At 43.3% G+C, this 12977-nt stretch carries 8 protein-coding genes; 3 read left to right on the top strand and 5 right to left on the bottom strand.

The window, feature by feature from the left end; translation table 11 throughout:
* The first annotated feature begins 144 nt into the window (after positions 1-144).
* Together FTD44_RS00280 and FTD44_RS00275 are read left to right on the top strand one after the other, a co-directional pair.
* The gene (locus FTD44_RS00280) at positions 145-2040 is read left to right on the top strand and encodes a RecQ family ATP-dependent DNA helicase (RefSeq protein ID WP_222164632.1); all 1896 of its coding nucleotides are present in this window, start codon (positions 145-147) and stop codon (positions 2038-2040) included.
* An 82-nt stretch (positions 2041-2122) separates the two neighbouring features.
* Positions 2123-3181 carry a class I fructose-bisphosphate aldolase gene (locus tag FTD44_RS00275; RefSeq protein WP_129021228.1) on the top strand — a complete coding sequence of 353 codons (1059 nt, stop codon included), beginning with the start codon at positions 2123-2125 and terminating at the stop codon, positions 3179-3181.
* Between the two features lie 72 nt (positions 3182-3253).
* Here the strand turns inward: FTD44_RS00275 and FTD44_RS00270 are convergent, their stop codons facing one another.
* The 3 genes from FTD44_RS00270 to FTD44_RS00260 all read right to left on the bottom strand — a co-directional run bounded on the left by FTD44_RS00270 (position 3254) and on the right by FTD44_RS00260 (position 10501).
* The gene (locus tag FTD44_RS00270) at positions 3254-5197 is read right to left on the bottom strand and encodes a DUF3857 domain-containing protein (protein ID WP_222164631.1); all 1944 of its coding nucleotides are present in this window, start codon (positions 5195-5197) and stop codon (positions 3254-3256) included.
* A 20-nt stretch (positions 5198-5217) separates the two neighbouring features.
* On the bottom strand, positions 5218-7143 hold the full coding sequence (locus tag FTD44_RS00265) for a transglutaminase-like domain-containing protein (RefSeq protein ID WP_222164630.1): 1926 nt from the start codon (positions 7141-7143) through the stop codon (positions 5218-5220).
* Positions 7144-7207: 64 nt separating this feature from the next.
* Complete coding sequence (locus FTD44_RS00260; RefSeq protein WP_222164629.1) at positions 7208-10501, bottom strand: tetratricopeptide repeat protein; 3294 nt, start codon at positions 10499-10501, stop codon at positions 7208-7210.
* 194 nt (positions 10502-10695) lie between these two features.
* On the opposite strand from FTD44_RS00260, the gene FTD44_RS00255 reads away from it, so the two are divergent.
* A complete protein-coding gene (locus FTD44_RS00255) occupies positions 10696-11058 on the top strand; it encodes a hypothetical protein (protein WP_222164628.1) in 363 nt (120 codons plus the stop codon).
* Between the two features lie 120 nt (positions 11059-11178).
* Here the strand turns inward: FTD44_RS00255 and FTD44_RS00250 are convergent, their stop codons facing one another.
* Positions 11179-11820 carry a DUF4272 domain-containing protein gene (locus tag FTD44_RS00250; protein ID WP_222164627.1) on the bottom strand — a complete coding sequence of 214 codons (642 nt, stop codon included), beginning with the start codon at positions 11818-11820 and terminating at the stop codon, positions 11179-11181.
* 40 nt (positions 11821-11860) lie between these two features.
* Complete coding sequence (locus FTD44_RS00245; protein ID WP_222164626.1) at positions 11861-12736, bottom strand: RDD family protein; 876 nt, start codon at positions 12734-12736, stop codon at positions 11861-11863.
* Between the last annotated feature and the right edge of the window lie 241 nt (positions 12737-12977).

Raw genomic sequence — 12977 nt, 5'->3', positions numbered from 1 at the left:
GTATTAATAACATATAAACTTTGAGGTGTTACAGAATAAGTTTTATACAGAATACGTTGTATTGGTAAAAATAATAATATTTTTGCACATTCGGCCCCCGAATTTTGAGATCAAAGCAGCGCCAGGCGCGCGCAAAAGTGTTTTATGAATGTATTGACAACGCTACAGCAGTATTGGGGGTATAGCGGTTTCCGTCCCATGCAGGAAGAGATTATCCAGTCCGTATTAGCGGGCAGGGATGTATTTGCCATGTTGCCGACCGGTGCAGGCAAGTCTCTTTGTTACCAGGTGCCTGCAATGAATATTGAGGGTATTACTATAGTGGTCAGCCCACTGATCGCCCTGATCGAAGACCAGGTACAGGCGCTGAATAAGCGTAATATTCCTGCAGTGAGCATTCACTCCGGGCTTGATCGCTTACTGCTGGCGCAACTGATGGATGAGGTCGCAGACGGGCGGTATAAACTGGTATATGTTGCTCCGGAACGCTTGCAGAGCGAGACGTTCAGAGAATTGATGATACAGTTGCCGGTACAGTTTATTGCAGTAGATGAGGCACACTGTATTTCTCAGTGGGGCCATGACTTTCGTCCTGCCTACCGCAACATAGCAGAGTTCAGGGAGTTATTTCCCAGAGTGCCCGTGCTGGCCATTACCGCTTCAGCTACGGCTGCTGTGCAGGAAGATATCTGTAAGCAATTAAAATTGCATCAACCGCAAACCTTTACCCAGTCTGTGATACGGCCTAACCTGTCCTATCATATTGATTATACAGAGAATAAACCTGTGGCCCTTACCGAAGCACTCGTTACGGCTGGCGGCAGCAGCATTGTGTATTGCAAAACCCGCAAGCGTACCGTAGAATGTATGCAAATGGTCAAGGACCGTACTGGATTGCCTGCTTACCATTATCATGCCGGTATGCGCAAGATGGAAAAGGATTTTGCCTACCACCAATGGCTGGAAAAAACAGATGCGGTCATGACCGCAACAACGGCCTTCGGTATGGGTATTGATAAGCCGGATGTAAGGCTGGTGCTGCATTACGACCTGCCTACAAGTATAGAACAATATTACCAGGAAGTAGGTCGTGCCGGTCGTGACGGAGAGGCAGCAAGAGGACAGTTATTTTATCATACAACCGATATCAATTACCTGCTGGATCTGCCTGAAATACAGTTCCCGCCTATATCGCAGGTAAAGGCGGTATACCAGCACCTGTCCGATTACCTGGGCATACACCTGCACACCGGAAATGAACAGGTATTTGCATTTGATATTACGGAGTTTGTAACCCGTTTCAAACTGGACATGGTCACCACTGTCAGTTCCATAAAAATACTGGAGCGGGAAGGGTTTATGGAGTGGAATGAAAACGCGCAAACCCAGTATACAATAAGGTTTACCACTGACAGGGATACTATAAATTATCTCGAAAAAAACTATAAAACTTTATATCCTGTAGTGGAGACCCTGTTGCGCCACTATGGTAGTATCTATAATTTCGAAACAGCAGTGCCCATTTTTAAAGTGGCCAAAGCACTGAATATCGATAAGACCATACTGGAAGACAGGCTCTGGCAGCTGCAGGACCTGGGTGTATTGGAGTATAAGCCGGCAATTGTAGGCAGTTATATGCTTTGGTTGCATAACCGTATTCCATTCCCATACCTTAACCTGAACGAGCCGGCCATCCGTAAAATGAAAGCAGCATTGTCGCGCCAGGTACAGGAGATGGCTGATTTTATACAGAATGAAGAGACCTGTCGTAATCGATTATTGTCTGTCTATTTCGGACAGGAAGATGTAGCAGATTGCGGACAATGTGATAATTGTCAGAAGCATCGCTCTGAGGAAGTGCATACCAATGCATCTATAAATAATACCCTGCTTGAAGTACTGAAGCGGGAGGCACCGTTGCCGCTGAGTGATTTACTGCAGCAGCTAAGGCATATTCACCGCGAACAGGTCATACAGGCCTTGCGGACATTAGTAGCAGATGGTAAAGTACGTCATGAGGGGGGAATTATTTCCTTCTGATTTTTGTTATTTGATAATATTAACATATTTTACTACTTTTGCAGCCAAATTAGAAAACCAATTTTAACCATACAACATCATTATGGCAAACAACAAAATAGTTGAGTTATTAGGCGCCGACGCCGATTCATTATTGAATCACGAGTGTAAGACTATTGATAAGTCTATGTTACACGCTCCATCACCATCACATGTAGAGGATATCTGGATGCCGTCTAACCGTAATGTACAGACTTTACGCAGCCTGCAAACTATCTTAGGTAACGGCCGTCTGGCAGATACCGGATATGTATCTATCCTGCCTGTGGATCAAGGTATTGAGCATAGCGCTGGTGCATCTTTCGCACCAAACCCAATCTATTTTGATTCTGAAAACATCGTGAAACTGGCTATCGAAGGTGGTTGTAACGCTGTTGCTTCTACATATGGTGTACTGGGTTCTGTTGCCCGTAAGTACGCGCACAAAATTCCGTTTATCGTTAAGATCAACCACAACGAATTCCTTTCTTACCCTGATAACTTTGATCAGATCATGTTCGGTTCTATCAAGAACGCATGGGAAATGGGTGCTGTAGCGGTTGGTGCTACTATCTATTTCGGTTCTCCTGAGAGCAATCGTCAGATCGTAGAAGTGGCTAAAGCATTTGAATATGCACACTCTCTGGGTATGGCTACAGTACTGTGGTGCTACCTGCGTAACAACGCATTCAAAGTAGATGGCGTTGATTACCACACTGCAGCGGATTTAACAGCACAGGCTAACCACCTGGGTGTTACCATTCAGGCAGATATCATCAAACAAAAATTACCTACACTGAACGGCGGTTACAACGCGATTAAAGTGGGTAAAACACATAAAGATGTTTACAGCAAACTGACTACAGATCATCCGATCGATCTGGCTCGTTACCAGGTGGCTAACTGCTACATGGGTCGTGCAGGCCTGATCAACTCCGGTGGTGAGTCTAAAGGTGCATCTGACCTGGCTGAAGCAGTAACTACAGCAGTGATCAACAAACGTGCCGGTGGTATGGGTCTGATCTCTGGCCGTAAAGCATTCCAGAAAGATATGAAAGTAGGCGTTGAGCTGCTGAATGCAATCCAGGACGTATACCTGGATGATAGCATCACTTTAGCTTAATCCTGATACATTATAAACAATAAAGCCCTTCCGATCGGAAGGGCTTTATTGTTATATCAATGAAATATAATCCTAAATCTTTTCCAGGACCAGTGTTACTTTGTTGAAGTCCGCAGAAGCATTGATCACTTTACGGAAATCTTCTACCTCAGCTGCATCATAACGCGGTTGCGCATAGAATTCTTCGATCACTACGGTCAGTACATTACCTTTCATGCTGTGCGAGGAGATGAAGCCATATTTTTGCTGACCATAGGTAACTTTAAAGTCTGCCGCATTGGGATTGGAGACTTTGTAGCCCTGTGGTACATGCACAATGATCTCCCGTTTCAGTACATGCGGGTATGCGATCGAAATCGGCAGAATACGTTTCTCCTCCCGGTACATTTCCATTTGCGGACCTATAATATCGCCTAGCTTAAACAGGTATTTACTGCCCGCTTTTTCGATAAGTTTATCGGCCTTGATCTCTGCTACAATCTCCACAGGCTTATTGTCTGTATAGTGTTCCAGCCCTTTATTGTTGAACTGGTAGCTTAATATATCACTCTCTTCATCCGCAACAAACATCAGCGCCTTTACCAGTTCTTTTTCTTTCTCTTTAGGTACCAGGGTTACATTTTCCCTCATTCCTATAGATGAGGCACCTGTAAAGGAATGGGACATCTTGATCTGCGGAGAGAGGTCTTGCTCATTAAAGTTAACGGTAGCCACCAGAGCAGTAATATTATCCTCTATTTTAGAGCAGGGGACCTCTCTGAATACCTGCACCGAAGAGGTAACACCACCCAGAGATACCCGCTTACAGAACAAGGCTTTATTGCCCTCTACATACGCACCTAGTGCAGGGTAGCGCATAGTGGTGGCAGTAGGTAACAGGAATTTTTTGGTTTCCGGAAAGTGGAAGATGTATATATCCAGGTAGTTCCACAGCTCCATTTCTTCATCCAGTTCATATTTGAACCGATTGGCGGTAATGCCCGCCTCATGCTTTACCTGCAGCAGGTCAAATGCATTGGCAAACAATTTAACGATGCCACGCTCTGTAGTCGTCTTTTTCTCAATCATATAATCAAGCCGCTCATAAGCCTCATCAGTCAGCTCTTCGTTAACGACAAACTGTTCTTTGATCACTTTCTCCAGCTTAATAATGCGTTGGTCTACGGGCATATCAACCGTAATGTTCAGCGATTTGATATATTTTTCCAGGGCCTTTTGCTCCTTCTCGGTAGGAGTGTACAATTGGGTGTAGATTCCTTTTGCTAAATCGGCCCAGGTGTTCGCCCTTTGCCCGTCATTGATATAGCTTATTTTGTAGTCAATCCGTTTGGCATTAGGATCAGGATCGGCATATTTTTCATCCTTAAGCGCATCAATCTTGGCGAATGAAGCCTTGTATGTAGCCGTTTTCCCCTGCTCATCTTCCTTGAAGACTGGGGTAGGGAAGCCGTTATAGCCTTTACAGTCAAACTTAATATGGTCGGGCGTGGACAGGACAAAAGATGAGGAAACGGTCGGTATACCGAACTGAAACAGTTCTGAGCCAAACGAGTTGACGGCGCGTTTTTCTTCGTAGATGAATTCAATCTCATCGCCCACCGCTACATTTTCAAAAGCAACGTGGTATTGGGTATTGCCATATTCATCCTTAGATGTCTTGGTGTCTGATTTTTTTATTTCATAAACCTTCCCATTTGCCTTGATCGTGCGGGCTTTAAGATCCACAATCTCTCCCGAGCGCGATGGTCCTATCACCATTTTATTAAAAGCCTCTAAGCCTTTCTCGTCCTGTAGTTTGACGATACGGTGAATAGTCCGGTACAGAAAGAAATCTTTGGTTTTACTGTCAAATTTGTAATTCAGTTCCCGGGCATCTTCCATAAAAATCAGCGATTCTTGTGCAAATTCTTTAGGTACCTCATGCATGGGAGGCTTTTCGGTCCACGATAACTGAGCATAGCTAAAGGCCGGTAACAACAGGAATGCGGATGCGCAGTGCAGCAGTATCTTCCTCATATTCAGATGTGTTTTTTGTTTTATTTGATTTTACTGAGTTCTATAGTTTCTTTATATGCTTTTTGCAAAGCGGCAATCATAAGATTATATTCCTTAAACTGGCTTTCTTCAATCATCAGTTTCTCGAAGGTGAATTCACTTTTCAGGGTCAGCAATGTTCCATTTTGCTGGTAACTGACACGATAGGCACCCAAGCCTTTGAAATTGTGCTCCTCATTTTCGGGTACGTAAGATACTTTGTATCCCTTCGGGATCTCCAGCACAACCGTGTATTGCAGTGTTTGATTGAAATCAAAATTCACCGGAGCCTTGCGTGTCTGGGTTTCAATCTTTCCGTCTACAAAAGGCTTGAGCAGGTGCATATTGATATAATAATCATCACCAACGCTTTTGATATAATCCTTCAATTCAAAAGAAGCATTAATGTGCAGAGACTTCTGTTTGTCTTTTTCCAGCACATAGTCAAATGATTTTTGAGCGTACTTATTATTGCCTCTTGAGGTAATGGCCGAAAAGACTTTCTCTTTGTCTTTTTCGCTCATGTACATCAGGTGTTGCTGTACTTCCCAGGCAGCATAGCCTTTGAAGTCTGAATGCACTACACCAGTCAGCATATTATTCTCGATACGCACATAACTGCTGTCGCGGATAATGCCTCCCGAAGCATTCTTCACCGGTATGGTTACGATCTCGTAATCTGTACCATCATGAGCAATAAAAGCATCTTTGCCCTGCAATGAATAGGGTACACTTCCGTATGGGGTAACATTGTCCGTTGCATCCAGGAACACCCATTGGCCTTCAATCTTCACCGCACCGATCATATGATTAAATGCACCGGGCATTGGAGTTTGTTTGAGCGAGTAGGGCAGGTCTCTTGTGCCGATCCAGACATAACGCGCATCCAGCCCGGCTTCGCGGCACATCATCACCAGCAGGCTGGACTTGTCTTTACAGTCGCCAAACTTGCGCTGGAATACGACATCGGCTTCCCTGGGCACAAATCCGCCTAAGCTGTCTTCAAACGCGATATACCGGATGTGCTCCTGTACCCATTCAAATATAGCCCTGGCCTTGTCTTTGTCATTGGAAATGCCTGTAGTCAGTTCTTTTACCTTGGCCTTAAGATCGGTGCCTGTAGTCTTGTTTATGTTTTTTACTTTGTCAAACAGAAAGCGACCCAGATCGTCAGCATTGCTCAATACCTTTACAGGCTTGTCGCTATTGGATGCCGTATACTCCTGCACCAGGAAGAATACATGCGGCAGGTAATAGTACACCGCTGGGGCATCAGCGTAAAACTTTGCTTTAGGTACCTGTCTGCCCTCCCAGGTTATAGTGATCGTTTGCTTGTTTTCTTTTACTGTTTTTTGCAGCCATGGCGCTTCTGTGCCCTTAAAGATCTCAGAGATCTTTACACTTTTGGGGAAGGTAACAGAGACTACCTCGTGCTCAGTAGGCAGGTAGTTCTGCAGAAACACTTTAGACATCAGGAAGATGTCGCGGAAGTGCTGTGTATATTTTAAAGAGGTTCTATTACCCTTGGAGAGGTTGTTATAGTAAATTTCCTTTTCCTTGGTATCATCGTAAAATACATGTCCCGAGGTGCCGGGGCTTGTTTTAATATTGGTCGTAGGGATGCTTTTAAATCCTTTTGCAGTGGGTATAAGAGTAGCCGCTTCAAGCTTGTCTAATGTAGAGAAGTAGCTGTCATGTACTGTTTCTACCGAAAGCGCGGCTGCCCGTGTTTCATCAATCAGCATAATCTCTTGCTCCACATCCATGCTGGCTTTTAGCGCACCTTTTTCATAATATATGTTTACATGATGATAGTCTTTTGTGTAAACCCCTATCTCTCCATTATATTTCTGAAACAGCTCTTCTGTCGATTGTGCAGAAAGGTTACTGCTTACAGCGCATAGTAAAAGGATCAGTATTTGTTTCATATGTGTATTGTTTTGCCTTGGCTGGCTGATGTAATGACTAGCCAGGGCTTATATTCCATAAAAATTATTGTACGGCCAGGCCGTAATAGTAAAGCACTTCTTTCATCTTACCTGTACCATCTGTGATCTGCATTTTGCCGTGCTGCAGACCATCGATGAAATTAGTGGTACATAAAAGATTGCCTTTCTTATCGTATTCCTTTCTCATTCCCTGCAGCATATCATCTTTGTAGAATGATTCTTCGAGTTTCGAACCGTCTTCATTCCATCTGTTGTACAGGCCGTCGCACATTCCTTTTTTGAAGGTTCTTTCTTCGGCAAGTTTTCCATTACTGAAATAAAGTTTCTGTACACCTTCATACAAATTGTTAGCCCAGTTAAATTCCATTGCTTTAGTTCCGTCTGCATAAAACGTTTTTACAATAGCCGTACCATTTGTAATCGGAATCATGGGTGCTTTTGTATTATCCTTGTTCAGATAAGCATAACCGATAAGCAAGCCGCGGTCATAGTATAGCAAGCCTGCTATTTTACCCTGTTCTCCGAAAATAATCGATTCGCCATGTCGCTCACCATTCGCTGTATTGAAGAGGTAGCGCAATTGCTCTCCGCAATAAACTTTAGTCGGGCCGCTCTGTTCATCATCTATATATTCGTTTGTTTCTATCAGATTTCCGGCAACATCATATCTCTTTAAAGTGCCGTTCAGATCACCTTTGTGGTAGATTGCAGTAATCCATGGTTTACCATTGGGGTGATATCTTTCTGATAAGCCCTCTAGTTGCCCCTGTTCAAAATTGCTGCGCTCGATTACTGTTTTATTATCCAGGTATTTCAGGTATTGGCCATTAAAGCTGCCATACTTAACCGGCACCGTGATGCGCGTATTTCCGCTTGGGAAGCGAAGCACATAAACACCTTGTCCTTTCGGGAAATCTATTCTGGCAGCCGATTTGCCGCTGGTGTCGTATTGGGTTACACCCAGCAGCATGTCCTTGTCGTAATACTGTATGAAATCAATTTTTTCATTATAGAAATACGATACCTCCGGACCGGAGCGTTCTCCGGCATTGAAGAAATTGCTTTTCGATACTTTACCGTTTGAAAAATAGTTTTGAAGCCCGTCCTGTAATTCATTTTCATGCAGATAACCCTGGCGGGATAGTTTTGAGGCATCTGAATAAGAGGTATAGGGACCTTCGTCTACTCCATTAACGGTAGTCTTCTCATAAGCCAGTGCCCCGGTCGAATGATAATATTTACTCGTTCCGTCTATAACACCATTGGTATACGGGATCTCTGATTCTATGCCACCAAATTCCTGGTATGTCTTCATTAATCCATGATTCTGCCCCTTCTTGTTCAGTGGTGTCGATTTTATTTTAACACCATATTCATTGTAGGCTTCCAGTAAGGTAAGGCCATTCTTATCCGCAGCTGTATAGACTACCTTTCCTTCAAGGTTTTTGTATTCAGCAGCAACGGGTGAACCGTTATCAAAATTAACCGTTGCATATTTTACCTTGTTTTTATTGTAGCGCTCCAGCAATCCATGAGGTACGCCGTTTTTATACTGCTGGGTAAAATAGCTTTCTTTTTCATCGTAGAAATCCTGGCACAGACCATCGCGTTCACCATTAGTGTATTCGTACACCATATCCGGATGCCCGCTTTTGAAAAACTTTTTATACGTTCCGTTCAACTTCCCGAGTACATACTGTGCATCGAGTTTCAACTTACCGTTTTCATAATACTCTTTATAGATACCGTCCAGTTTATTGTTTCTGATGGAGTATTCTTTCTCCAGTTTGCCATTGGAGAAATATACCTTGTATGATCCGTCTATAGCTTTATCCGCATCAGATTTATCATAAACCATAGTATAGTGTTCCCTTCCATTCGGATGCAGGTAGGTTACTTTAAAATTCCCGTCCTTATCTTTTACCTGGGTAGAGGCCACCTGGCCGTTGTACCAGTAATCGGTCCGGTCATGGAATGAATGATTTTTGTCGTAGTTAATACTATACTCCATATTACCGTTGGTATAGTACTGTACGAACTGACCATTTTTGGCATTTCCGTCTGTATATGTTTCCTCCATGCGCAATTGGCCATTCGGATGGTAATATTTCCAGAGGCCTTCTTTTTTTGTATTGGCATTGAATTTTCCTTCTGCACGCAGCATATGGCCTTCATAGGCCTTCATATGTCCTTCTTTTAATTTGGTAAACATAATGTCGGCAGGTTTGCCTTCTACGAACATGCCATCGATGAGCAGGTAATTTACCTTGTCCAGCGTACGTTTTTTGTAGTTCAGTTCGCGTGTACCCAGGATCATTCTGCGATAGGGATCTATTATATCAGTAATAGATGCCAGCTTTTGTTTGCCTCGCTTACCGTCAACATGTTTGTCTACAGATGCAATGCCATAACCAGAAAACAGGAACAGCATATAATCATCAAAAAGGCCCTTCTCGCGGATATTCAGCAGAAAGGGTACATAGTATTGCATCACGAAGTTATTATCCTGCTCATCATATTGCAGTTTCTCAAAGATCACCTGCATCTGGCGGATAATCGCATCATCTATTTTGCCAGATACTTTGAAGTCTTTGCCCAGTGCAAGTTTGGAAGAGATCAGTTCGTCAATCTCATCAAATAATTCGTGGCGGTATGCCGGTTTTTTGTCACGGTAATATCCTGCGGCATCATCCTTCATTGAGGCAATAGTTCCCAGTATCAGGATAGGGGAGCGAGCCTCGTCCACATCTCCGGTACTTGATAATGCACCTTGCATCGCGATCATGGCTTCGGTTAAGCGACCCTGCAGGGCGTAAATCGTACCCAGCAGGCGATGCGATTTCGGATGCATAGGATTATAGAGCAAGGCTGTCTGTAGTTGCTCTATAGCTTTGTCGTATTCCTTGTTCTGAATGTATACAACCCCTTTTTCATAAAAAGGTCTGTGATCGTTCGGGTAGCGCACATGTGTAGAGTCGAAATAAGCAATCGCTTTTTCTTTATTACCCAGGTTCGAGTAACCTACACCAATATTGAGCAAAATCTGCCGCTCTTCCTGCGGGTAAGATTTCAGTAATTGTTTATTTAAGGCTATTGACTTTTCATACTGGCTGTCGACCAGGTAAGAGAGTGCCAGTTCATATTGTGCAGCATAGTAATTGGTATCACCTTCCTGGATCTGTTCAAATGCCGCAATAGCTTTTTTATACTCACCTTCTTCGTACGCAGTAACACCGCTATTGATCAATTCTCCGGAATTGAGCAGCTTTTTCTGAGCGTGGGCAGGGAACAAGGCTGCTGCAGACAGGCAAAGCCCTGAGAGTAGGATATGTTTCATACCATAATGATGCATAGTAGTAAATTGTATTTTATGATAAAATGTTAAGATAATGAAAAAGAAATGAAAAATTACATTCACCCGAGGATTTGAGAACACTTTTTTGGGAAATACATGTATACAGAATCTTTAAATCACTTTTAGGTGAATTGTTGTATATTTGGCTATCATTTTAACCCTTCTGAATTTAATTTATGAAAAAGTTTTTAATGGCTGCAATAGTTTCCTGCGGCGCTTTTGTAACGGCAAAGGCCAATACCCTGACGATTATTAACCTGACCGGCTGTACGTTCCGTTGCGGCGTATCCTGGTACGGAGATGTGATGGCGGCACCCGGTACGACAACTATCAACTCTATTGGCCAGGATCTGGAATCGCTGAAAATGGAGTTTCTGGATGTAAATGGTACCTACAGACAATTAGTATCTGGTATTACGTTTCCGAATACGAACAGTTTAGGTACGCCGGCACCTGCATGTCCGGTACCAAATGGTTTTATTACCCTCAGCTGGGCACAGGCATCCTTGTCGGCTAATGCAACAATGGTGATCTTTTAGGAAGATATTATTTACCAAAAGAATAAAGCCGCGCTGCCTATGGCAGCGCGGCTTTATTCTTTTTATATTGGCAAAAAAAACTTGATCTCTTGAAGGGCGTAAGTCACATTTCTGGCTTATCTACGTTCCCATCTCCACATGATCCCAGTCCACATCCTTATTCATCAGCCATTCCAGCGCCTTGCGGCGTTCGTAGACAAGACCTTCATTCACCGGTGCCTCGTTTTCTTTAATGCGCTCATCTACACAGTACCAGTGTATACGATAGTAATAATCCAGCATGGTATACAGTTCGGCTTCCGTTCTTAATGCTGACAAGGCCTCTATCTTCTGATTGGTTTCTCCTTCTTCCAGGTTAGGCAGCAGGGTAGCCATTTCATCACCGCACCATTCCTTTTCCTCCAGACTGTCGATCATCTGTGTAGCCCACATCAGCGCCCATAAACCTTCCAGGTACCAGCGCAGGGTATTGAACTCCACATTGCTCAGTTCTTCTTCTTTCTTTTCCAGCACAGCTTTTTCCCATTCCGACAAATGAGCATCCAGACCCGATTGACTGATCCAGTCCTTAATGATTTTTACCGGTGCTTCGAACGAGATATTGATCAGGGCATTCATCACCGACATTCTGCCTTTGATATCGCTCAGGGAACGCATGGCAGGTGCTTCCATCACCGGCAGCCATTCTATAAAACGATAACCTTTGTCACGGATGCGGGCTATATTCTCTTCTTTGATGTGTATTCTTTGCGCTTCGGTCATTATATGTTTATTGAAATATTGTTTGGTAATTGAGGGTATCTTAATTACTGTTATTGCCTATGTTTTGTGCTATACTCTTCATAGAATAATTGTCTTTATACAGAAACATTTCCTGTCCGGTAAATGTTTTATCCGGATACACTGTATTCAGTAAAGTATGTGTAACCGCACGGAGCTGCTGCAGGCGTTCATCATCTTCAAGCTCATTTTGTTTGAGCTTATGCACAATATAAATATACTTCAGGTTACTGCCCGTAGTTTTGTCGTAAATGCGTACCGTTGTGCTCATCCGGTCGCCCAGACTATCGGTAAACACTGCTTCCAGTGCTTTGCTGGTTTGTTCATTATAGCTCTGCTCGATATAAGGAGCTTTTCCGATATTGCTCATAAATGTGCGGAAAGGCATAGCAATAGCCAGCATAAATCCATATGCCAGTAACAGAGAGATAAGTAATTGAGACAGTTTCGTTCTGGATTTGGGATGCTGTGCCGGATCGTAATTAACCACCCTGGTTCCGGCAACAAGATCACCGAGTCTTCGGCCCGGGTTGATTAAAGTGATGATCACTTCTACAGGCCAGATGATGCAAAACAGGTTGCGCACAACCGTCCTCAGAGGACTGGCAATCGCACCGGTTTTATAGTGTACAATCTGCAGCTTGGTTATTCTTTTACCCGGACTCCTTCCCTGAAACACATCTTTACAAAGGTAGAGGGCAAAGCCGATAAGGGAAAGGTAAAATGAAGGGCCGGAAATACCAAATCCTGGTGTGGGATGGGCAGCATTAAAGGCCGAAAAGAAATTCATAAACACAGCCGGCAGGGTAAGGATCATAGCAGCCGCACTCATGATAAAATGGTCTAAAAGCATAGACCCGATGCGGGTTCCGGTATTGACTTTCGATTGCGTATACATCTGTCTGTTTATTGAATTGGATAGCCGTAAAGGATGGGCACAAAAGTAAATTTTTCTAATGAAAATTGAGGTATATGTGTAATCATATAGTGCTATTGTATTAATTTTTTATTTATCATATATTTGTGAATAATGAATTGTTTCACCGGTCCGGATACAAACCAACACCATATATTTTCCGGCTACTACACCTGTTTAATAAAGATTATGCATACTTCAATCCTTATCAATCACCTTAAAC

Source organism: Edaphocola aurantiacus (genome assembly GCF_019797745.1).
Lineage (GTDB): Bacteria > Bacteroidota > Bacteroidia > Chitinophagales > Chitinophagaceae > Edaphocola > Edaphocola aurantiacus.
This window is presented reverse-complemented; position numbering and strand designations above follow the sequence as displayed.